The organism is Janthinobacterium woesei (assembly GCF_051380875.1).
Classification (GTDB): Bacteria; Pseudomonadota; Gammaproteobacteria; order Burkholderiales; family Burkholderiaceae_D; genus Janthinobacterium.
The window spans coordinates 298,848-321,370 of record NZ_JBNYXW010000004.1 but is presented as its reverse complement, the minus strand read 5'-3'; the positions used below and the strand labels follow the sequence as shown (position 1 = coordinate 321,370).

At 63.6% G+C, this 22,523-nt stretch carries 22 protein-coding genes; 11 read left to right on the top strand and 11 right to left on the bottom strand.

Translation table 11 applies throughout. The features are described from left to right. Positions 1 to 41 precede the first annotated feature (41 nt). Positions 42 to 326: a hypothetical protein gene (locus ACQ4W6_RS06180; protein WP_436566298.1), complete on the top strand. Its 285-nt coding sequence runs from the start codon at positions 42 to 44 to the stop codon at positions 324 to 326. Here ACQ4W6_RS06180 and bufB read toward each other — a convergent pair. From bufB to ACQ4W6_RS06135, 9 genes are all read right to left on the bottom strand, one after another. After that, complete coding sequence (bufB, locus tag ACQ4W6_RS06175) at positions 323 to 2,011, bottom strand: MNIO family bufferin maturase (RefSeq protein WP_436566297.1); 1,689 nt, start codon at positions 2,009 to 2,011, stop codon at positions 323 to 325. The two genes, ACQ4W6_RS06180 and bufB, sit on opposite strands and share 4 nt — an antisense overlap. A gap of 32 nt (positions 2,012 to 2,043) precedes the next feature. Next, positions 2,044 to 2,364, bottom strand: a complete 321-nt coding sequence (locus ACQ4W6_RS06170) for a BufA1 family periplasmic bufferin-type metallophore (RefSeq protein WP_436566296.1) — start codon at positions 2,362 to 2,364, stop codon at positions 2,044 to 2,046. Positions 2,365 to 2,847: 483 nt separating this feature from the next. Then, on the bottom strand, positions 2,848 to 3,048 hold the full coding sequence (locus ACQ4W6_RS06165) for a YjfB family protein (protein ID WP_436566295.1): 201 nt from the start codon (positions 3,046 to 3,048) through the stop codon (positions 2,848 to 2,850). 58 nt (positions 3,049 to 3,106) lie between these two features. Further along, the gene (gene mobB / locus ACQ4W6_RS06160; protein WP_436566294.1) at positions 3,107 to 3,631 is read right to left on the bottom strand and encodes a molybdopterin-guanine dinucleotide biosynthesis protein B; all 525 of its coding nucleotides are present in this window, start codon (positions 3,629 to 3,631) and stop codon (positions 3,107 to 3,109) included. A 108-nt stretch (positions 3,632 to 3,739) separates the two neighbouring features. Beyond that, positions 3,740 to 5,227 (bottom strand): alkaline phosphatase family protein, encoded by a 1,488-nt coding sequence (locus ACQ4W6_RS06155; RefSeq protein WP_436566293.1) that lies wholly within the window; start codon positions 5,225 to 5,227, stop codon positions 3,740 to 3,742. 110 nt (positions 5,228 to 5,337) lie between these two features. Continuing rightward, on the bottom strand, positions 5,338 to 6,003 hold the full coding sequence (locus ACQ4W6_RS06150) for a general secretion pathway protein GspB (RefSeq protein ID WP_436566292.1): 666 nt from the start codon (positions 6,001 to 6,003) through the stop codon (positions 5,338 to 5,340). A 1-nt stretch (position 6,004) separates the two neighbouring features. Further along, entirely contained in the window at positions 6,005 to 7,672 is a 1,668-nt protein-coding gene (locus ACQ4W6_RS06145; RefSeq protein WP_436566291.1) for an AAA family ATPase, read from the bottom strand. Between the two features lie 61 nt (positions 7,673 to 7,733). Then, entirely contained in the window at positions 7,734 to 8,267 is a 534-nt protein-coding gene (locus ACQ4W6_RS06140) for a hypothetical protein (RefSeq protein WP_436566290.1), read from the bottom strand. 269 nt (positions 8,268 to 8,536) lie between these two features. Then, a complete protein-coding gene (locus ACQ4W6_RS06135) occupies positions 8,537 to 8,824 on the bottom strand; it encodes a hypothetical protein (RefSeq protein ID WP_086148127.1) in 288 nt (95 codons plus the stop codon). 346 nt (positions 8,825 to 9,170) lie between these two features. Between ACQ4W6_RS06135 and ACQ4W6_RS06130 the strand changes: the two genes are divergently transcribed. From ACQ4W6_RS06130 to ACQ4W6_RS06085, 10 genes are all read left to right on the top strand, one after another. Then, positions 9,171 to 10,052, top strand: a complete 882-nt coding sequence (locus ACQ4W6_RS06130) for a glucosamine kinase nucleotide-binding domain-containing protein (RefSeq protein ID WP_436566289.1) — start codon at positions 9,171 to 9,173, stop codon at positions 10,050 to 10,052. Beyond that, on the top strand, positions 10,046 to 10,780 hold the full coding sequence (locus ACQ4W6_RS06125; RefSeq protein ID WP_436566288.1) for a GntR family transcriptional regulator: 735 nt from the start codon (positions 10,046 to 10,048) through the stop codon (positions 10,778 to 10,780). Before ACQ4W6_RS06130 ends, ACQ4W6_RS06125 begins: the two co-directional genes overlap by 7 nt. Next, positions 10,777 to 11,889 carry an N-acetylglucosamine-6-phosphate deacetylase gene (gene nagA, locus ACQ4W6_RS06120; RefSeq protein WP_436566287.1) on the top strand — a complete coding sequence of 371 codons (1,113 nt, stop codon included), beginning with the start codon at positions 10,777 to 10,779 and terminating at the stop codon, positions 11,887 to 11,889. The genes ACQ4W6_RS06125 and nagA overlap by 4 nt, the downstream gene beginning before the upstream one ends. Beyond that, a complete protein-coding gene (locus ACQ4W6_RS06115) occupies positions 11,879 to 12,892 on the top strand; it encodes an SIS domain-containing protein (protein ID WP_436566319.1) in 1,014 nt (337 codons plus the stop codon). The genes nagA and ACQ4W6_RS06115 overlap by 11 nt, the downstream gene beginning before the upstream one ends. Positions 12,893 to 13,085: 193 nt before the next feature. Then, positions 13,086 to 14,249, top strand: coding sequence for an ABC transporter substrate-binding protein (locus ACQ4W6_RS06110; RefSeq protein WP_436566286.1), 1,164 nt, complete (start codon positions 13,086 to 13,088; stop codon positions 14,247 to 14,249). 7 nt (positions 14,250 to 14,256) lie between these two features. Beyond that, positions 14,257 to 15,126, top strand: coding sequence for a carbohydrate ABC transporter permease (locus ACQ4W6_RS06105; protein ID WP_436566285.1), 870 nt, complete (start codon positions 14,257 to 14,259; stop codon positions 15,124 to 15,126). 13 nt (positions 15,127 to 15,139) lie between these two features. Then, the gene (locus tag ACQ4W6_RS06100) at positions 15,140 to 15,988 is read left to right on the top strand and encodes a carbohydrate ABC transporter permease (protein ID WP_436566284.1); all 849 of its coding nucleotides are present in this window, start codon (positions 15,140 to 15,142) and stop codon (positions 15,986 to 15,988) included. A gap of 26 nt (positions 15,989 to 16,014) precedes the next feature. Beyond that, a complete protein-coding gene (locus ACQ4W6_RS06095) occupies positions 16,015 to 17,325 on the top strand; it encodes an MFS transporter (protein WP_436566283.1) in 1,311 nt (436 codons plus the stop codon). Between the two features lie 14 nt (positions 17,326 to 17,339). After that, the gene (locus tag ACQ4W6_RS06090; RefSeq protein ID WP_436566282.1) at positions 17,340 to 18,461 is read left to right on the top strand and encodes an ABC transporter ATP-binding protein; all 1,122 of its coding nucleotides are present in this window, start codon (positions 17,340 to 17,342) and stop codon (positions 18,459 to 18,461) included. Between the two features lie 171 nt (positions 18,462 to 18,632). Beyond that, positions 18,633 to 19,952, top strand: a complete 1,320-nt coding sequence (locus tag ACQ4W6_RS06085; protein WP_436566281.1) for a tetratricopeptide repeat protein — start codon at positions 18,633 to 18,635, stop codon at positions 19,950 to 19,952. 105 nt (positions 19,953 to 20,057) lie between these two features. On the opposite strand, the gene ACQ4W6_RS06080 is transcribed toward ACQ4W6_RS06085, so the two are convergent. Both ACQ4W6_RS06080 and ACQ4W6_RS06075 read right to left on the bottom strand, forming a co-directional pair. Further along, entirely contained in the window at positions 20,058 to 21,170 is a 1,113-nt protein-coding gene (locus tag ACQ4W6_RS06080) for an acyltransferase family protein (RefSeq protein ID WP_436566280.1), read from the bottom strand. Beyond that, entirely contained in the window at positions 21,167 to 22,492 is a 1,326-nt protein-coding gene (locus ACQ4W6_RS06075) for a glycoside hydrolase family 18 protein (RefSeq protein WP_436566279.1), read from the bottom strand. Before ACQ4W6_RS06075 ends, ACQ4W6_RS06080 begins: the two co-directional genes overlap by 4 nt. Positions 22,493 to 22,523 lie beyond the last annotated feature (31 nt).

The following is a 22,523-nucleotide window of genomic DNA, read 5'->3' as shown; positions in this document are numbered from 1 at the left end:
TACGCTCGCCACATCTTTATCGATTGCAGAAGGGAAGCGCCATGGACACGCCCGAACAAGGTACGCGCAGCCAGGAGCGCCTGATCGGCGACTTGCGCCAGGTCATCGAAAATGCGGAAGAATTGCTCCGCAACACAGACAAATACACTAGCAGCCTGTACCAGAGCGCGCGCGCCAGGCTGGAAGTGGCCCTCGTCGCGGCCACGGCCGAGCTCGCCCGTTTCGAAGAAGAGCAAGTGGTGCGCATGATGGACGCCACCGTGGCCGCCAACGCCTTGCACCGCGATCATACGGGCGAAGCGCGCCTGCTGCGCGCTTTCGATTAGCTGTCGATTAACTTTCGATCAGTTACCGGGCCAGGCAACATTGCCACCAGCACCGCATGCGCCAGCCACAGGCGCAGCTGCCCGCCCAGGTCAAATTGCTCGTCCAGCGCGAACGCTGCATCGAGCGCGGCGCCAAACGTCTGCCCCTGCTGCAATGCCGCCAACGCCGCATGCGCGGCCCCATCCAACGCCAGCACTTGCGCATGCCAAAGCGGCCGGCACACCAGCGCCTGGCTAGCCACCTGCATTGCTTGCGGGAATACCCCCTGCCCTTCGCCCGCCTGATGCGCCTGCCACAGGGCCGGCACTTGCCAGTTTGACGCCAGCAGGGAACAAGCGGGATGCAGCGTCCATCGGCTCTCTTCCAGCTGCTGCGGACTCAAGGCGGCCAGCGCCTCAGGCGCCACGCGCGGCGCATCTGGCGCGTAATGGGCCCGGTGCAAGGCCCATTCCAGGCGCGCCATGTCGGGCAGGTAGGGCAATTCGGCCACAGGCGGAAATGTCACGATAAAATCGGCGAAACGGGCGCCAAATTCATTCAAATCAGGGTTATCTGACGCAGTCTGCCGGCCATACGCGCGCGCCATGCCACCAAAGAACTCGTCGCCCACCAGCGCCAGCACGACGGGATAGGCGTGCGCCAGGGTGCGGCGCCAGGTTGCAGCCAGATTGCCACGGTACAGGCCGAGGCGCTCGGCCGACGCTGGCCCCTGGGATTGCTGCAGCACTGCCGTGCTTTGCGCGGGATCGAGCAAGGCCGTGGCGAATGCTTGCTGGCTGATGGCCAATGCCTGCTCGGACACTGGCGGTGGCGGCGCGGCCAGCAGCGCCATGCATTGGCCTTGCCACGGGGAGTGCGGCGCATGGCGGCCCAGCATGGCATCCGCCTTGTCCGCCTCGCCCAGCAAGACAGCGAGCGGGGGCAAGTCCGTATCCCATTCGATCAGGGTGGGAATGGCGCCAAAGCGCAGCAAAGCCGCCGCATACAGATCCCAGACCGGCGCGGCGACAGTGGTGCCATGGTGGTCGATCACGGCATGCGGCGTGACCAGGTGGCCAGCCAGGTGCAGTTCGCCCACGCTGCCTGGCGCGATGGCTTGCAAGGCAGCCAGGGCATCTTCGCCGTGGTTGCACTGGTTCACATACAGGTTGTTGATGTCGAGCAGCAGCCCGCAGCCGCTGCGGCGCGCCAGCTCGGCCAAAAATTGCGCTTCGCTCATGGCATCATCGCGAAAACGCAGGTAAGTCGAGACATTCTCCAGCAAGATTGGCCTTTGCAAGGCATCCTGCACCCTGCCGATGCGCGCGCACAGCAAGTCCAGGGCTGCGCCATTCAAGGCCAGCGGCAACAGATCATTGAGTTGCTGCTGCGCCACGGCACCCCAGCACAAGTGTTCCGAGACCAGGGCCGGCTCGATGCGCTGCACCAGCGCGCTTACGCGCTGCAGGTGCGACTGGGAAAAGCCCCGCGCCGAGCCCAGGCCCAGGCCCACGCCATGCAGGCTGATGGCGTAATCCTGGCGCAAGGTGCGCAACACATGCCAGTCCCAGCCCGACGGCTGCAGATAATTTTCCGTATGCACTTCCAGCCAGCCTGCACGGGGCCGGCGCTCGAGGAAGTCGCGGTAATGCGCGGCCCGCAAGCCCACCCCCACGCCGGATAGCGCATGGGCGGGCTGCGGCATGGTTATGCTGGGTGCAATGCTGCGTGGAATGCTTATGGCTGCATGGCCGGCTTGTCGCCCTTGGCAGCCTTGGCGGCCTTAGCGGCCTTCATCGGCTTCAAGGAACCGCCCGCCTGGGTGCACGTGCCCTTGGCAACATAGGCCCATTCGGTGGGCAGATTGTCGGTGGCGGCCTGGCCTGCGCAGGAATGTGCGCCGTCGGACGAGGCGCAATCGTTTTGCCCTGCTTTTGCCACGCCGTAACATTTTTCCTTGTCACCGGAAGCGGGGCCATCATGCGCGGCCGCGCTGACGGCGGTACTGGCGCAGATGCTGGCGAGGGCGGCCGCAACGAGAGCTTGACGTTTATTCATGGGTAATCCTCTTGCATGGTCATGGTAATCAGGGGGAATGGCAGCCCAGGCGGCGCTGCTGGCGGTCAGGCCGCAATGCACATCATTCTACTGAATCGGCTGCGCCGTGGCGAATAATACCCAATAGAAGTCCCGACGTGGAATACATGGGAATGACCGCACAAGGGCAAGTCTGGCGAAAAGGAAAACACAGAGGAAGGGAGCGAACGACGTCAAAACACAAAACAAGACTCGCTCGCCACCGCCGGTAACGGTGCTGCCGGCAAGACAGGCATGATAGGCATAATAGGCGCCAGGAGCGCGCCGTGGCACGATGCTCAGGCGGAAGCTTGGTAAAAAGGAAAACGCAGAGGAAGGGCGCGAACGACGTCAAAACACAAAACAAGACTCACTCGCCACCGTCGGTAACGGTGGTGCCGGCAAGACAGGCATAATAGGCATAATAGGCATATCAGGCGCCAGGAGCGCGCAGTGGAACGCCGCTCAGGCAGTCGTGTTGATGCGGCTGCCCAGGTGCGCCGGCAGGTTCGCTGCCGATTGTACGGGCGGCAAGGCTTGCAGCAAGGCAGTGGCGGTCGAGCTTTGAATATCCTGGGCTTTTTTCAGGACAGTCAGGCCGACGGCCTGGCGCGTACCGGTCTCCGCCATCGTAGTTGACAGTTGAGCAATGCTTCCGACGTCCATACGGTTCTCCAATGAGGTTCTACCCCTGTTAACGGATGACGCAGGCAAACCTTTAGCCTTATTTTTCCAGTCTTTGCAGCAGCCAGGCCAGTACTTGCTCGCGCGCATTCAAGTCCAGCCACTGCACGCCGTCGCGCAAATCGGCCGGTGCAGGGCTGTCGGAAGCCACGGCGATCACATGCTGGTCGTGCGGATACAGCGGCGCCTGCCCCACTGCGTGGCGAAACACTTCCAGTTTCGCTATCGGGTCGGTCTTGAAGCCTTCCACCAGGGTCAGGTCTGCCGGCCCCATGCGGGACAATTGCTGCGCCAGGCTCGGTTCGGGCGCACCGCGCAACTCATGCACGATAGCGTAGCGATACGGCGACGCCACCAGCACTTCCGCCGCACCGGCCAGGCGCAGCCGGGCGCTGTCTTTTTGCGGCGGCTCCAGCGCCAGGTCATGGTGGCTGTGCTTGACCAGGTTGACCCGCAAGCCGCGCGTCGCCATTTCCTTGACTACAAATTCCAGCAGGGTCGTCTTGCCGCTACCGGAGCGGCCGATCACGCCCAGTACCGGGTGCGCGGGCATTGCATCGTGCATGGCTTATTCCTTCATTGAGAATAAGCCATTATACGCAGCCCCCCTTGGCAACGGCACGACGCCAGCGCCCAGCTTTGTCCAAGCTAGCCCATATCAAGCATTTCCCGATCAAGTGCGGCGCGCCGCCTTGCCGCCGCGCCTGCCCTCTGCCTGGCCAGCGGCCACTTCGGTTGGCGCGCCAGCCGCATCGCCCTTGCCACGCCGGCGCCGTCCCATCGACTGCGGCGCCATCTTGCCATTTGCCATCTTGCCATTTCCCGCCAGGGCATTCCCGGCCCTGCGCGCCAGTTGCCGGTGCGCGGCAATCGCCCCCGCCTCGGCATCGGACATGACCGGCACGCCGGCACCGCCTGCGTAGGCCGCATTGCCACCGGGCAGGCTTTCGGGCGGCGTGGCGAAGTCCATGCTGCGCACTTCAAACTCCCACTGCGCGCGCTGCGCCTGCACGCTGGCGGGCACGGCGGGCGCGGCGCGGGGCCGGGTCAGGCTGAGCACTTCGCCCAGGCCGTTGGCGGCGGCCACGCGCGCGCCCATGTCGGGCAGGCTGCCATCGCCGGCGCGGCAAAAACGCTGCAAGATGGTCTTGATGATGGAGGTGTGATCGTAGACCTGGTGACTGACGCTGCCTAGCGCAATCAGCGGCGACACCAGCAGCATGGGCACGCGCACGCCATACTGGCGAAACGCGGGGTCGTCGTCGGCGGCGGCGGGCGGTGGCACATGGTCGAAAAAGCCGCCATGCTCGTCATAACTGAGGATGAACAAGGTGCGCTGCCAGGCCGGTCCGCGCGCCAGCGCCTGGTACACCTGGGCCACCAGCGCCTGCCCGGCACGGATATCGGAAGGCGGATGGTCGTCATTGGCAAAGAAATGCGGATCGATCCAGCTGACCGAGGGCAGGCTGCCCGCCAGCGCATCGCCGATAAAACCATAGCGGCGCTGGCTGGAACCGAACGGCTCGTAAAACTCGGACGAGCGGTAGTGGTCGTCGCTCAATGCCAGGCTCCATGGTTTCCAGGCGGAATAAAACTTCCAGCTGACCTGGGCACGCTCCAGCTGGCGCACGAACGATTTATTCGCATACAGGGGCACGCGCTTGCTGTCCTTGCTGCCGGCCGCCATGCCGCTGATGGCATACAGGCGGTTTGGCCAGGTCGCGCCCGGCACCGAGCTGTAGCAGCGGTCGCAGACACAGAATTGCTGCGCCATGAAGTCGTACATGGGCACATCGGCACCATTGTAGTAGCCCATCACCAGGTCGATATCGGGGTCGCCCGGATGCGTTTGCGCATAATCGTCGACGAAGCCAGCGTTATTGTTGTGCAACTGCTGCGCCACCGACGCGCCCGTGTGCGACGGGTCCTGCTGCGCACCAAAGGCCGTGCGCTGCAGGTGGTGCACGGGGTAGGCCACGCCCGCATGCACGTTGGCATGGCTGGCGCGCAAGCCATCGATGTCGGTGCGCCCACCTTCCAGGCTCAAATAGCCCAGCATATGGTCGAACGAACGGTTTTCCATCATCAGCACGACGATATGCTCGATGTGCGCCAGCTTGTCCAGCGGATCGGCAACAGAAACAGATTGAGCAGCGGTCATCGGCACTCCCCTGCCGCGCGCACAGGCACGGCGACTCTGGTTCGACCAGCATCGCGCCAGCATGGTTCGGCTAGCGGGGCCTGGCTTTGATGCACATCAAGCCAGGCAACTCAATACGGCACGCGGTAGCGGTAGCCCTTGAAACTGAAGATGGCTGCCTTCGGCTGCAGTTTTTCCAGCACCAGCCCTGGCGCCAGTTCCTCGCCCTCGTGGCGCAGGACCTTATCGATCAGCAATAGCCGGTCGGACGGATTCTTCGAATAAATATAGCCGCCGATGGCAATCGGCGGAATCTGCCGCTGTATCGGCTCGGGCAAGTCGCGCATGCCAGGCACGCTCTCATCCACAGCTGGGACGGGTGCTGCCGGAGCGGCCGCGACGCCTGGCGCAGGCGGCGCTACCCGCTTCGGTTCAGGCATGGGTGCTGACGCGGCGCGCGGCGCGGGAGCGGCCACGGGAGCAGTAACGAGAGTGGCCACGGGAGCAGGCGGCAGGGCTAGAGGCGCAGCAGCCACGGCGACCACGGCTGCGGGAGCGACTGCAGGCGCAGGTGCAGGTGCAGGTGTGGGCGTTGCCACCTGCCAGGGCTGCCACCACAACAGTGCGGCGGCCACGGCCACGCTCATGCCGCCCAGCGCCAGCCAGACTGGTGCGCGCTGCGCAGTGCTGGCCGCCGCGCTGCCCTGCAACTGCACCTGCGGTGCGTGGATCGAGGGCAATTCGCCCAGCTGGCGCTCGGCCTGCGATTTTTTCAGTGCTTCGAGTATGTATGACATCTTATTTCCCTGCCGCCAGCGCCGTCGCGGCAGGCGCGGCCACGGCAGGAGCCGCACCGGACAGGCGCGGCTCCGAGTTGTCGCCCAGCTGCATCAGGCGCATGAAAGTTTTCGGCCCCGCCAGGCCATCGGCCTTCAGGTTCTGGCTCTGCTGGAAGTCGCGCAGCAGACGTTGCATCTCGGCATCGAGCGGCAGATTCGCCTGCGGCGCGGGCAAGCCGTGCAGTTGCGCCAGGCGCTGCGCCAGCCAGTCGACGTCTGCACCTCGGGCGCCTGCCGGCACCTCGTCGCGCCAGCTGCGCGGGGCGCGCCAGAATGTGGTGAAGCTGGCATCGCTGCGCTGCGCCTGTTGTGTCAGCTCTGCCAGCGGCAAGCTTTGCTGTTTGCCATCAATCAATACCGTCGCCGTCGCGCCCTGCACTTGCGTCAACAGCGCCAGTTGCTGCGCACCAGCCCCGTCGCGCAGCGCCAGCATGGCGGGCCGGTCCAGCACGCGCAGTTCGGCCATGCCGCCGCGGCTGTTCAGGCAGCGCAAGCCGGCGCGGGCAGCGGCCTGGCAAGCGTCGCCATCAGGCAAGTTTTCGCCCCACAAGGCAGCCAGTTGGCGCAGCACGGCGTTGCGGTCCGGCACGCTGGCAGCGACAGCAGCAGGAGCAGCAGCAGGGGCAGCAGCCGCGGGCGCAGAGGCGGCCACTGCTGCTGGCGCCACCAAGGCGGCAGGCACCCTCGCTGCGGACGCCACGGCGGGTGCGTGCGGCATGAAATGCCAGGCCAGCGCGGCCGTGACGACGGCGCCGGCCAGCACGCCGCCGGCCACGTGCGGCCAGCGCAAGGCCCCCGCAGGCGCCTTGCTGCCCGCCTCGGCAAACACTTCGCCGGCGGCACGGCGCAAGATCTGGCGCGTCACCTGCGGCTGGTTTTCCACGTAAGCGCCCAGCAGCGCGCGGTCGCACAGCAGGTTGATGCGGCGCGGCACGCCGTGGCTCAGGGTGTGGATATGCGCCATCAGGCGCGGCGCGAACGGCATCTGCGCCGTATTGCCGGCCACGGCCAGGCGGTGGTGGATGTAGCTGGCCGTCTCGTCGGCCGACAGCGAACCGAGGTGATAGCGGGCGATCACGCGCTGCGCCAATTGTTCCAGTTCGGGGCGGGCCAGCATGGCGCGCAATTCCGGCTGGCCGATGAGGATGATCTGCAGCAGCTTGCGCTCGCTCGTTTCCAGATTCGTCAGCAAACGCAATTGTTCCAGCACGGCGGCGGACAGGTTTTGCGCTTCGTCAATGATCAGCACATTGTTCTTGCCCTGCGCGTGGCTGGCCAGCAGGTAGGCGTTGATGGCGTCGACATAGCCTTTCACGCTGGCAACACCGGGCGCCAGGGCGATGCCGAATTCCTCGCAGATCGAGTGCAGCAATTCCTCGACCGACAGTTTCGGATTGAAAATATAGGCCAGCTGGCAATTTTCCGGAATCTGCTCCATGAAGCAGCGGCATACGGTGGTCTTGCCGGCGCCGATCTCTCCCGTCAGCAGCACAAAACCGCCGCCGCTGCCCACGCCATACAGCAGGTGCGCGAGCGCCTCGCGGTGGCGTTCGCTCATGTACAGATAGCGGGGATCGGGGGCGATCGAAAACGGCGATTGCTTGAGCTGGAAATAATGCGTGTACATGGAGACCCTGCGATGAAACGATCAAAATGCGACTAGGCAAGCCGGCGCGACAAGAGGCGACTCACCGCGTGTGAGCGGGCGGCAATGGCTTGTATTTGGCGCAATAGACTTTAGCCTTGCTGCGGAAGTAGACGATTTTACTGCCAGGCACGGAAGCACGGACAGGAAAGGCGGAATGATCGAGTGGATTAAAACGCATGCCCGAGGCGCTGCGGATGGCCGGCGCCAGCTTTTCCGGACTTGCGTCGGCCACCACGCCCATGAAGACCAGGGCACTGGTGTCGTCACTGACAATCACATCGGTAATAGGTGCGCCCCACAGGCTGGTGTCCGTGCGGAACCAGTAGGCGCCGCCTTCATGCTTGTAGGCGGGACCGAAGGCCGTCAACAGGTAATGGTAAAAGGCCTTGTTGTCGATCTGGTCGATGCACAGCACGGCATTGCCCACCACCTGGCCGAATGTCGTCGGTGGCGGCTTTTGCTGCGCTAGCGCGCTGGAGACGGGCACGCCAAAGGCCAGCACACCCAGCGCCGCCAGCAAGGCCGGCGAGCGCCACGCACGCAGCGGACGCAACAAGGGACGGCGTGCACGCATGATCAGCGTTTGCGTTCTTCCTTCTTGACCTTCTTGGCTTCCTTCTTTTCCTTCATGCTCTTCGCCGGTTCTTTCTTGCCTTCTTTCTTGCTGTCCTGTGCCTTGCTCATTATCTACTCCATGCTTGGGCGGGAATGCCACAGCCATTATGACACTCCCCCATCAAAATGCCACCTCATTTCCCTGGCGCGCCATTCTGCCATGCGTTCAGTGCGCCAAACGAAAACGGCCGCACAAGGCGGCCGTTCCGGTCATGCGCGCCTGTCTGCCTAGTGCAGGCACAGGCGGCGGCGGGTCTTCTCGATGAGTGCCGCATCGTAGGGATACAGGTTCTCGATAAAGAACAATTCCGTTTCCGCCTCGTCTTCCAGGCACATCTCGATCATGACCGGGCCATCGCTTTCGCGGCCCAGGAAATCTTTTGGCCAGCGGTTCTTGCGGTGCGTGCGCATCATTTCCATGCCCAGCGCGGCCAGCGGTGCCGACACGCCAGCGGCCAGCGCCTCTTGCTGCCAGTCGTCCCAATACGCGCTCTTTGCTGCCTTGTCGTTCATCATGCTCTTCCAACTCAGGTGTAAAAGGCGGACTCTACTCTTGATGGCCACGCTTGCCAAGCATGCGTAAAAGCAATAGCGCAACACCTGGCACAAGCCAGCGGAAGAAGTGGCATTAAACAAGGCCAATTTCAATACCATTCAAAAAAACAAAAAAACCTTTATTAACAATAACTTGCAATCATAATCTCGGGGATGGCGCGGCATACGCAACAACATTTGTCAATACCACTTAAATACCTGTTGACAAGCCATCGGGGCAACAATATAGTGCTTTCAGCTTTTTCGCCGCCCGACAAATAAAAAAACCGGGACAGGCGCAATCAACCCTACGCTGGACTGCATAACCATGATCGAATACATAATCGGCGTCGACGGCGGGGGCAGTGGTACCCGGGTACGCCTGGCGCGCCTCGACGGCCAGGAACTGGCGCAAGGTCAAAGCGGGCCTTCCGGCCTGGCGCACGGCATCGAAAGCGCCTGGACGGCGGTGGCGCATGCCGTCACCCTGGCCTTTCGCGCCGCCGGCCTGGAGCAGCCGCCCCTGCAGCGCATGGCCATTGGCCTGGGCCTGGCCGGCGTGCATAACAAGCAGTGGGCCGCCAGCTTCCTCGAACACAATCCCGGCTATGCCCATGTGGCGCTCGAATCGGATGCGTTGACCACCCTGCTGGGCGCGCATGCCGGCAAACCGGGCGCGATTGTCGCCATCGGCACCGGCAGCGTGGGCGAAGTGCTGCATGCGGACGGCAGCCGCCACGAAGTGGGCGGCTGGGGCTTCCCTTCCGGCGACGAAGCCGGTGGCGCCTGGATCGGCATGCGCGCCGTCAATCACGTGCAGCAAGTGGTCGATGGCCGCGTGCCCGGCAGCGCCTTCGCCACGGCCATCATCGACGCCTGCGGCGGCCATCGCAACGCCATGCAGGCCTGGCTGGCCAGCGCCTCTCAGACCACTTATGCGCAACTGGCGCGGCTGGTGCTCGAACACGCCGCCAGCAATGCGCTGGCGCGCACCATCCTGGTCGAAGCGGGCCAGCAAGTCGCCCTGATCGCCAAGGCGCTCGACCCGGCCGGCAGCTTGCCGGTGGCCCTGTGCGGCGGCCTGGCAGCGCCTTTGTCGGCCTACCTGCCGGCGCAACTGTTGCAACTGGTCGTGCCGGCACAGGGCGACTCGGCAGCAGGCGGCCTGCGCCTGATACGCCAGCACTTGCGGGAGCAATCGCCATGCTAGCCAAACTGTCCGCCTTCAAACCCAATCCGGCCAGCGACACGCCGCTCTACATGCAGCTGGCGAACTTGCTCTCGGACGGCATCGCCAACGGCGACTGGCGCGCCAACCAGGCCTTGCCTTCCGAGCGCGTGCTGTCGGAAATCCTTGAAATCTCGCGCGTCACGGCGCGCAAGGCCATCGACATGCTGTGCGAGCGGGGCATGCTGACGCGCAAGCGCGGCTCGGGCACCTACATCACGCCCAAGCTGGAACAGCCGCTGTCGCGCCTGACCAGCTTTTCGGAAGAATTGCGCCAGCGCGGTTTCACGGCCGGCTCGCGCTGGCTGCAGCGCGACATCGGCTCGGCCGCGCCGCTGGAACTGCTGTCGCTGGGATTGTCGCCGCACATGCCGGTGGCGCGCTTGCGCCGCCTGCGCACGGCCGACGAAGTGGTGATGGCGATCGAAACGACCACCATTCCGGCGCTGTACATGCCGGACCCGCAGCAGGTGACCGATTCGCTGTACGGCTACCTGGAGTCGCGCGGCACCATCCCGATGCGCGCGCTGCAGCATATCCGCGCCGTCAACGCCACGGCAGAACAGGCCAAGCTGGCCAATATCAAAACGGGTGAAGCCATGCTGCACATCACCCGTGTCAGTTATCTCGACAACGGCGCAGCGGTGGAACTGACCCACTCGTATTGCCGCAGTGATTATTATGAATTCGTAGCGGAGTCGCGCAGATGAGCAGCACTATCAAAGGCAATATCCTTACCCCCGGCGGCTGGATCCACGGCGCCATCGCCTTCGGCGAGCGTGTCGACAGCATTGCCGGCAGTTCCACCCATCCGTCGCACAACAGCGACGACTACATCCTGCCCGGTTTCATCGACTTGCACGTGCATGGCGGCGGCGGCAAGGACATCATGGAAGGCGGCGAAGCCGTATACGCCATCGCGGCCATCCATGCGCGCCACGGCACCACCAGCCTGCTGGCCACGACCATGACGGCGCCACCGGAAGACATCGACGTGGCCCTGAAGGCCATCGGTGTAGCGGAAAAAAACCGCCGCCCGAACACGGCGCGCGTGCTGGGCGCCCACCTGGAAGGCCCGTACATCAATTCCGGCAAGCTCGGAGCGCAGCCCAACTATGCGCGCGCTGCCACCCTGGCCGAAATCGAACGCCTGCAAACCTTGGCCAAGCTGCGCGTGATCACCGTGGCGCCGGAAATCGCCGGCCACCTGGAGCTGGTGCGTACCCTGGCCGACGCCGGCGTGCGCGTGCAGATCGGCCACACCCTGGGCTCATATGAAGACGGCGTGGCCGCGCTGGAACACGGCGCGATGGGTTTTACCCACCTGTTCAACGCCATGAGCGGCCTGCATCACCGCGAACCGGGCATGGTCGGCGCCGCCCTGGCGCACGCCGAATACGCCGAACTGATTCCCGACCTGCTGCACGTGCATCCGGGCGCCATCAAGGTGGCCCTGCGCGCCATCCCGCGCCTGTACTGCGTCACCGATTCGACCGCCGCCACCGGCATGCCGGATGGCGAATACATGCTGGGCCGCCACGCCGTGCAGAAATGCATGGGCGGCGTGCGCCTGCCCGACGGCACGCTGGCGGGCAGCACCCTGACCCTGGACCAGGCGCTGCGCAACCTGGTGGGGCTGGGACTGGACCTGGCCGACGCGTCCAAGCGCGTATCGACCAACGCCGCCGATTACCTGGGCCTGGAAGAACGTGGCCGGCTGGCCCCCGGTACTTACGCCGATCTGGTGGTACTCGATCGCGATCTCAAACTCAAAGCTGTGTATATAGAAGGAGAAATCTGTGACCTCAATGATGCTTAAAGAAGCCATTTCCGCCGCCGAATGCGTCGCCCTGCAACTGGCCAGCGACACGGAACGCTACGCGGAACTGGGCCGCAAATTGAGGAGCACCTCGTTCTCGACCGCGCTAACCATCGCGCGCGGCAGCTCGGACCACGCCTGCAACTACGTCGCCTACCTGATCATGGCCCGCCTGGGCCGGGTCGTGGCGTCCCTGCCGATGTCGCTGGTGACGCTGAACAAGTCGCCGCTGGTGACGCGCGACACCCTGGCCATCTCGATTTCACAATCGGGCCAGAGCCCTGACGTGGTCGAACCGATCCGCTACTTCCGCGACGGCGGCGCCACCACCGTGGCCCTGGTCAACGATATCGAATCGCCGCTGGCGCACGCCGCAGAGTGGGCCATGCCGCTGCGCGCGGGCAAGGAACAAAGCGTCGCCGCGACGAAAAGCTTCATTACCAGCCTGGTCGCCGGCGCGCGCATGGTGGCGCAGTGGCAGAATGACCCGGAACTGCAGGCTGGCCTGGAAGCGCTGCCCGAAGCACTGCTCGAAGCGACCCGCATCGACTGGTCGCCCGCCATTGACGTACTGGCACCGGCGCGCAACATCATGGTCGTCGGCCGCGGCATCAGCTTCCCCGTGGCGCTGGAAGCGGCACTGAAATTCAAGGAAACCTCGGCCCTGCAGGCAGAAGCATTCAGCGGCGCCGAAATCAAGCATGGCCCGATGGCGCTGATCGAAGACGGCTACCCGCTGCTGATTTTTGCAACCCGTGGTCCGACCCAGGCCGGCCTGTTGCAACTGGCCAGCGAAATGCGCGGCCGCGGCGCCAAGGTCTTGCTGGCAGCACCAAACGACGTGGCCGAGCGCGACTTGACCTTGCCCGTGGCGGCGACGCCGGATCTCGACCCGATCCTCGCCATCCAGTCCTTCTACGTGATGGCGGCAAAACTGTCGGCTGCGCGCGGCATGGACCCGGATGCACCGCGTCACTTGAGCAAGGTCACAAAAACCAACTAAGCAACAAGTAATAACTGACGTCCCCCAAAGGCAGAGACGGGGGTCGGCCCCTGAGGGTCCGACCCCAGCACTTGCGGGGTCAGTCGCCAGGATAATAATAATGATCAAGAGACTGTTGGCAGCATTTGCCTGCGCGAGCCTGCTCGCGCCACACGCATGCGCTGTCGAAAAAATAGAATTCTGGACCTTCAGCATGAAGCCGAAGTTCACGCCGTATTTCAATGCCGTGGTGGCGCGCTATGAGGCGCAAAATCCCAACGTCAAGATCGAATGGATCGACTTCCCCTGGGATGTCATCCAGACCAAGCTGGTCACGCGCATCGTGGCCGGCACGCCGCCCGCGCTGGTCAGCCTGAACGTGCCCTGGGCTGATGAATATGCGCGCGACGGCCTGCTCACGCCCGTCGATGGCTTGATCAGGGAAGCACGCGCCAGCTACCTTCCCAGCGCCCTGGAAGACTTGCGCTTCAAGGGCCGCACGTATGGCTTCCCGATGTACAGCAATGTCGCGGTGATCGCCTTCAATACTGCCATTTTCAAGCAGGCAGGCCTCACGCGCGCACCGGCCAGCCTGGATGAACAGCTGGCGTTTGCGCGGCAAATTGCACAACGCACGGGCAAGGCAGGCATCGCCCCGGCCCTGTCGAAGATCGACGGCCTGTTCATGCAGCAGGGCCTGGCCGTCATCACTGACAAGCGGGCCGTCTTCAATTCGCCGCAGCACGTGGCGCTGGTGCAAAAACTGGCCGACACCTATAAAGTGGGCGGCCTGCTCAAGGAAAGCCTGTTCGCCGAAGATAACTTCCCGGCCGTAATCGACGCCTACAAAGGCGGCCGCCTGGGCATGCTGCTGGCGCCGCCGACGGCCATGCAGCGCATCGGCAGCGATGCGAAAGACATCTACGCCATCACCGACGTGGCACCCGCGCCGCTGGGCCCCACCGGCATCGCCGACGGCGGCTGGCTGGTGCACTTCGCCATCCCCAAGGGCGTGCCGGCGCAGTTGCTGCCTTCGGTGGGCAAGTTCGCACGCTTCCTGACGAACGACGAAAACCAGCTGGCCTTCGCGCGCCAGGCCAGCGTCTTCCCCACCACCGTCAAGGCAGCGGCCGATCCGTTTTTCCTGTCCACGCCAAAGAACGCGGGCGCGGCCGAAAAAGCCGTGGCAGCGGGGGCCCTGTCGATGGGCCATTCGCGCACCCTGTACGTGGCCGGCATCGACGACTACGACGAATTGCGCCGCTCGCTGGTGAAAGCCGTCGAGGCGGGCGTGACGGGCAAGCAAAATGTGCAGCAGGCGCTGGACCAGGCGGTCGCCATCTGGAACAGGAAGCTGGCCACCCTGCCGCGCCACTAAGGACAACATGAAACTCGCCCACCGCCACTCCCTGCAAGCCTGGCTATTCCTCGCCCCGGCCCTGCTGCTGCTGGCCGCCTTTTCGTTCTGGCCCGTCGGCTACGGCTCCGTGCTGGCGTTTACCGATTACAGCCTAATACGCGAGACGCGCTTTGTCGGCCTGGATAATTTCCGCTACATTTTCAATAACGAGATGTTCGTCTCGGGCCTGAAAAACTCGCTCATGTTCCTGCTGATGGTGCCCTTCGTGCAAGTGGGCGCCATCCTTCTCGCCGTGCTGGTCAACAACCGCCTGCCCGGCATCCGCCTGTTCCGCGCCGCCTTCTACGTGCCGGTGGTGACCACCGTCTCCGTGGTCGGCATCATGTGGGGCTTCATGTTCCATGAACAGGGCGCGCTGAACTACGTGATGCTGACGCTGAAGCTGGTGAACGCCCCCGTGGGCTGGCTGACGAACGACAGCCTGGCCCTGTTCGCCGTCATGTTCGTCACCCTGTGGCGCGGCCTGGGCTGGTATATGGTGATGTACCTGGCGGCGCTGCAATCGATTCCGTCGGACATGCAGGAAGCGGCCATGCTCGATGGCGCCAACCGCTGGCAGCGTTTCTGGAAAATCACCGTGCCGATGCTGCGTCCAACCATCATGCTGTGCTCCATCCTGTCCGTGCTGGCGGCATTGAAGGCGTACCAGGAAGTGGACGTGCTGACTCAGGGCGGCCCGATGAATTCCACCTTCACGGCGCTGTACTACGCCTACGACCAGGGTCTGAAACATTTGAAACTGCCGCGCGCGCTGGCCGCCAGTTTCGTCGTTTCCCTATTTTGCATCGGCATCGCCCTGCTGTGCCTGCGCTATCTCAAACCCAAGCACCGCTGACATGGGGATGACCATGAAAACCCGTTCCCGCCCCTTGAAAATCCGCTTGCAGCTCATTGGCCAATATGCCGGCCACTATGCCGTGCTGTGCGCGATTGCCGTCGTCTGCGTCTTCCCTTTCTGGTGGACCCTGGTGACGGCCATTTCCACGCAAGGCAATATCTTCGCCTTCCCGCCCACCTTCTGGCCCAAGGCGCCGTCGCTGGAAAACTTCATCGAAGTGTTCAGGGCGATCCCGATCTGGTCGTTTTTCAAGAACTCGGTGCTGATCGCCGTCTTCACCGTCTTCTGGAAACTGCTGCTGTGCTCACTGGCCGCGTATCCGCTGGCGCGCCTGAAATTTCGCGGCCGCAAACTGGTGTTCGGCCTGATCCTGGCCACCCTGGTGCTGCCGTCGGAAGTCAATTTCCTGGTCAACTTCATCACCATCACGCAAATGAGCCTGGTCGACACCTACACCGGCGTGATCCTGCCCAACGTGGTGACGGCGGTGGCCATCTTGCTGCTCAAGCAGGCGTTCGAGGAAGTGCCGCAAGACCTGATCGATGCGGCGCGTGTCGATGGCGCCTCAGAGTGGGTCATCTTCAGCCGCATCATGCTGCCCCTGATCACGCCCTGGCTGGCCACCGTCGGCATCCTCACGGCAGTCGAATCGTGGAATGAATACATCTGGCCGTCCATCGTCATGAGCAAACCCGATGAATTCCCCCTCTCGGTGGGCGTGCTGTACTTGCGCGGCACGTTCGGCAGCAGCACGCGCGTGATCGCCGCCGGCACCCTGATCACCATCGTGCCAACCCTGCTGGCGTTTTTGTTTACCCAGCGCTTCTTCATGCGCGGCATGGACGGCGCCGTCAAATGAAAACGTCCCTCGACAAGAAAGACTCCATGAACAAAAAAAATGTGCGCAACCCGATTACCTGGGTGCCCACGCTGTACTTCGCCCAGGGCCTGCCGTTTTACGCCGTGGCCCTGGTAGCCGGCCTGATGTTCAAGAGCATGGGCGTGCCGAACGACCAGATCGCCCGCTGGACGGGCCTGATCGGCTTTGCCTGGGTCTTCAAGTCACTGTGGAGCCCCTTCCTGGAGCTGGCGTCGAGCAAGAAGACCATGGTGGTGCTGTTCCAGTTCGCCGGTGGCCTGAGCCTGGGCCTGATCGCGCTGGCGCTGCAAACGCCGCTGTGGTTTGCCGCCTGCATCGCCGTGCTGTTTGTCGCCGCGCTGGCCTCATCGACGCACGACATCGTTTGCGACGGCCTGTATATCGCCAGCCTGTCCGACAAGCAGCAAGCGGCCTACGCGGGCTGGCAGGGCGCCTTCTTCAACGCCGGCAAGTTCATCTCGCTGGGCGGCCTGGTGATCCTGGCCGGCTACCTGGAGAAAAACATCGGCGTCAAGCCGGCATGGTCGGTAATCTTCCTGATCATCGGCGCGATGATGCTGTCGCTGGCCGCCTACCATCTGTGGGCGCTGCCGCAGGTGCGCAATGCCGCCGTCGCCGACAAGAGCGTGGCAGGCGTCAAGAGCGCGCTGTGGGACGTGCTGGTCGATTTCCTGAAAAAACCCGGCATCTGGGGCATGATCGCCTTCATCATCCTGTTCCGCGCCGGCGAGGCGCAAGTGCAGACCATCGGCCCGCTATTCCTGCGCGAAGCGCGCGAACTGGGCGGCCTGGGGTTGTCGACGACGGAAGTGGGCGCCGTGTACGGCACGGCCGGCACGGTGGCCTTCTTGCTGGGCAGCATAGGCGGCGGCTACTTTACTTCCTGGCTCGGCCTGAAACGCGCCATGCTGTTCCTGATCCTGGCCATGAACTTGCCGAACCTGGTGTTCTATTACCTGAGCCACAGCATGCCGACCGACCTGACCCTGATCACGGCCGCGCTCAGCGTGGAAATGTTCGGCTATGGCTTCGGCTTCGTCGGCCTGATCCTGTTCATGATGCAGGTCGTCTCGGTGGGCAAATACCAGACGGCCCACTATGCGTTCGCCACCGGCGTGATGCAGCTCGGTTTCGTGCTGTTCAAGATGATCAGCGGCGATATCCAGACGGCGCTCGGCTATAAAACCTTTTTCCTGTGGGTGCTGGTGTCGGCCGTGCCCGTGCTGATCCTGTCGCGCTTCATGCGCATCGGGCCCAAGGAAGATGCAGACCAACCCGACGCCGGCGCCAATTCCACGCCGGCCAGCGCGAGCTAGGATAGAACCACCTCATGGCAAATATCGTTTTAAAGAATATCGTCAAGCTGTACGACGACAAGCATCCGGTGATCCACGGCATCGACCTCGACATACGCGACGGCGAATTCGTCGTCTTCGTGGGGCCGTCCGGTTGCGGTAAATCAACCTTGCTGCGCATGATCGCCGGTCTGGAAGACATCACGCACGGCGAACTGCATATCGGCGGCAAGCTGGCCAACGACATCGCACCGGCCGAGCGGGGCCTGGCCATGGTCTTCCAGAGCTACGCCCTGTATCCGCACATGACGGTATTCGAGAACATGGCGTTCGCCCTGAGTCTGGCGGGCCACAAGAAGATGGAGGTGCGCGCCGCCGTCGAGCGCGCCGCCGAGATCTTGCAGATCACGCCTTTGCTCCAGCGCAAACCCAAGGATCTGTCGGGCGGCCAGCGCCAGCGCGTGGCCATCGGCCGCGCCATCGTGCGCAAACCGCAGGTATTCCTGTTCGACGAACCGCTGTCGAACCTGGACGCTTCCCTGCGCGTGCAGATGCGCGTGGAAATCTCGCGCCTGCACCAGGAACTGAAAACCACCATGATCTACGTCACGCACGACCAAGTCGAGGCGATGACCCTGGGTGAGCGCATCGTCGTCTTCAATGGCGGGCGCATCGAGCAGGTGGGCAGCCCGCACGCGCTATATAACAATCCCGGCAACCTGTTCGTCGCCGGTTTCCTCGGCGCGCCGAAGATGAATCTCATCGCCTGCCAGGCTGTCGCCTGCAGCGCCGGTGCAGTCAGCGTGCGCCTGCCCGGCGGCGCCGTGATCGAGGTCGAAGCCCATGGCGAGACGGTCGCGCCGGGCGACGGGCTGACCCTGGGCGTGCGCGCCGAGCATGTCAGCCTGCGCGACGATGCCAATGCGGGCGACAACGTCGTCGATGTGGCCGTCAGCCATGTCGAATACCTGGGCGACGTGGCCATCGTCTACGCCAGCATGCCGGGCGTGGCCGAGATGCTGGCCGTCAAATTGCCTGCCGAAGATGGCTTGTGCCAGGCGGGCGACGCCATGCGCCTGCACTTGCCGCCGCAGCGTTGCCTGCTGTTTGATGCTGCAGGGCAAGCCCTGGCGCGCACGTTTGCCGCCCCGGCATAGCCGTTTATGTGACAATAGCCGCTGTTTACCATGCTGCCACCCTTGGCCTAATACGCTCTGAATGGCAGAATACCTGTTTTTTTAGCTTCCTTGCCCCTTGGCAATGCCGCTGCACGCTGCTGCGGCAGCCAGTGCCGGTGCGTATTTTTGTTATTGATTGAAGGATTGACCATGTCCCAATTCCGCCTTGCCCGTCTTAGCCTGCTCCTCGCCGCCATCGGCCTGAATGTCTTGCCTGTCCTGTCGCATGCGCAGGATGCCAAACCGGCAGCGCCTGCCGCCGGCGCGCCTGCCGCTGTCCCGGCCGACACGGTGCGCCCTGAAATTTTCAAGCTGCTCGATCCGACCGCCGTCAAAGCGTCGATGGATGCAAAAAACTACGCCGACGTGCAAAGCCGCATCGACCAGGCTGCCGCCACGCCTGCCCTGACGCCCTATGAACTGTTCGTGCTGAACCGCTTGCGCGTGGCACTGGCATCGACTACCAACAATGCGCCCATGGCCATGACGGCGCTCGAAGCGGTGATCGAATCGGGCAAGCTCGACAAGAAATCGCAAGGCGACTTCATCCAGGCGCTGGCCAACTATCATTACAACGCCAAGGATTACCCGAACGCCATCAAGTGGTTCACCCGCTACCAGACGGAAACGGGCGACGTGGCCAGCGTGCGCCCTTACATCATCCGCGCCTATTACTTCAGCAATGATTTCGCGCGCGCCAAGCAGGAACTGCTGGCCGACCTGACGGCCAAGCAGCAAGCGGGCAAGACACCGACCCTCGAAGAATTGCAATTGCTGGCCAACACGGGCTCGAAAAGCAAGGACCCGGCCACCTACCTGATCGCCATGGAAAACCTGGTGCGCTATTACCCGTCCGATGACTACTGGAGCGACCTGCTGGGCCGCCTGCAGGGCAAGGCAGGCTATTCCGACCGCTTCGCGCTCGACGTGCTGCGCCTGCAAAACCAGGCCGTAGGGACCATGTCGCCGCAAGATTACAGCGACATGGCTGAAATCGCCCTGCAGAACGCGTTCCCGACGGAAGCGAAAAAAGTCCTCGACGCGGGCTTTGCCAAAGGCGTTCTGGGCACGGGCGCGAATGCCGCCAAGCACAAGAGATTGCGCGACCAGGCCAACAAGGCCGCCGCCGATGATGTGAAAAGCATTGTCAGCGGCGAAGCTTCGGCCATGAAGAGCAAGGACGGCACGGGCTTGATCAACCTGGGCTACGCCTTTGTGACGATGGACCAGTTTGACAAAGGTATCGACCTGATCCAGAAAGGCATCGCCAAGGGCGGCCTGAAGCGTCCTGAAGATGCCAAGCTGCGCCTGGGTTACTCCTACGCCATGGCCGGCAAGAAAGATGACGCCATCAAGGTCCTGGAAACGGTCAAGGGCGGCGACGGCGTGGGCGACCTGGCCCGCTACTGGATCGTGTGGCTGAACCGTCCTGCCACGGCAGCGGCAGCGCCGGCAGCAGCGGCAAAGTAATTACTGCCCATCGGGCATGAGCAAAGCGGTTCCCGGTTGACGCCGGGGCCGCTTTTTTTTCGATTTTTCCTGCCTGCCTGCCGCGCCGTGGCGCCGGCGTAAAGGCTAGACCTTGATGTAAATCCTGCGCCTGTCCATCACGCAGGCAATCAGCCAGCACAGCAGCATGAAGCTGACGGCAAACAGCAAGGACCCAAGCCGTGCTGGTGCCCAGCCCGCATACCACTGCTGGTACAGCCACTGGTACAGCGCGACGCCGCCGATGCGCACCGTAAACGCGACCGTCGCCAGCAGCTGCGATACCAGATAGATGAACAGGGTGTTCTTGCCGAAGACTTCAAAAAAATACGTCCAGCCCGTCATTTGACGCACGTCAATGATGAACATCAGCAGTGCCAGCAGCAGCAAGTCCAGGCCGATGCCCAGCATGGCATAGGAACTGGTCCACAGCTTCTTGTTGATCGGAAACACTTCGTTCCAGCACAGGGCCACCGCCACGCAGATGGCGCCGGCCACGGCCAGCCGGACCAGGCTGGCACGCAACTGCCCCGGCGCAGTCTGGCGCAGGAAGCTGCCCGCCAGGTAGCCGGCGATCACGTTGACGATGGCAGGCAAGGTGCCGAGCAAGCCTTCCGGATCGAAGGCGACGCCTTCGCCGTGGTACAAATGGCCCTCGCCCAGCAGCAATACATCGAGCCTGGCTGGCGCATTGCCGTGCAAGCTGTAGTCGCCCCACAGCGCCAGGATGGCCCAGTAGCCCAGCAGGGCACCGGCGCTGAAGAGCAGCGCGCCATGCGTCTTCCAGTAATGCAGGATCAGCGCGGCGGCCAGGTAGCACACGGCGATACGCTGCAGCACGCCGGGGATGCGCGTCTGCGACAAGGGCGACCAGGCGAACAGGCCCGCGTCATCGATCTTGAAGAAGGGGAACCAGTACAGCAAAAAGCCCAGCACGAAGATCACGGCGCTGCGCCTGCACAGCTTGGCCAGCACGGCGCCATGGCCCAGGTGCGCGTATTTTTCCAGTGCAAACGCCAGGGCATTGCCGACGACAAACAGAAAGCTGGGAAACACCAGGTCCGTGAGGGTAAAGCCATGCCATTCGGCATGCAAAAACGGCGCATACACGGCGCCCCAGTCGCCCGGGGTATTGACGACGATCATCAGCGCGACGGTCAGGCCGCGCAGGACGTCGAGTGCAAGATAGCGCTGCGTCATGGCTTCTTCTTCGACAAGACTGGCGCCAGGGCCTTGCCCAGCACATGTTGCGCATCACCGCTCAATTCCCAGAACATGCCACCGCGCAAGCCTTTGGCACGGATATAGCGCACTTTCCCGGCCACCGATTGCGCATCCTCGTAGCTGATGAAGACGCCACTGTCGCGGTTGTACAGATACGGCACCTTCGACTCGGCATTCCAGTAGCGCTGGAAGCCGCGCGCGCCCTTGCCGCCGACCAGGTAGCCCTGCTCGATCAGATGCCGGTAGGTGAATGTCGGCGAGCCATCATTGCCGCTGGCCGCGCCCTGGCAAGCCTGGTACAGGCCATCGCCCCGGGGACCGGCGGCGCACTGCTTCCAGCCATAGCCATAGAAAGGCAGGCCCAGCACCAGCTTGGCCGCTGGCACGCCGGCGCGCAGGAAGCGCGTCACGGTGGCGTCGGCATGCAGGTTTTTATCGCGCAGCGGGTCGGCCGGATCGGCATACAGCGGCGCCAGTTGGCCATTCCCGGCATCCCACACGCCGCGGTAGTCGTAGGTCATCAGGTTGATCCAGTCCAGCTGCGCCGCCAGGCGGGCCACCCAGCCGGGCGCCGCGCCGCTGTCGTCGCTCAGGCTGGCATGCGCGCCGGCGGCGATGGTAATCAGGTAATGGCGGCCTGCAGCTTGCTTGCCGGCCAGCGCGAATGCGCTGCGCAATTCGGCAGCGAGGCGTACATAGTTTTCCTTGTCATCACTGCGGTGGCAGATCTTGCCTTCAATACAGGGAATCCCTCCCGTGGCCGGGTGTTCCCAGTCAATATCGATGCCATCGAGGCCATGCCGGCGCACCAGTTCCAGCGCCGAGGCGATAAAGGCCAGACGCGCGGCCGGCGTGGCGGCCACGTCCGAAAAACGGTTCGACCAGATCCAGCCGCCCACCGACAGCAAGACGCGCAGGCGGGGGTTGTGTTGTTTGAGCGCAATGAGCCTGCGCAGGTTTTCGGCATCGGCCTGCGGCGCCGGCAGCACAATGCTGCCATTGGCCGGCCGGGCGGCCTTGCCTTCCCCATCCAGGCAGGCCTGGATGCCGCCGCCATCGGGCGCCGGGTTGCCATGCTCGCCATCCCAGCAAATGTCGGCGAATGCATATTGGATCAGGCTGACGTTGCCTGCGCGAATGTTGCGTTCATTGACGGGGAACTCGGCCGATTTCCAGCCTGGATAATAAGCCACCACTTCCGGCGCGAAGGTTGCGGCGGTGGCAGGGGCGGCGGTGCCAGCAACAGCGGCCAGCGGCAGCGCGCAGGCAAAAGACGCCAGCATTGCGTGTAATGTCATTGGATGTATCTCAATCTAAGGAAAACCGTCT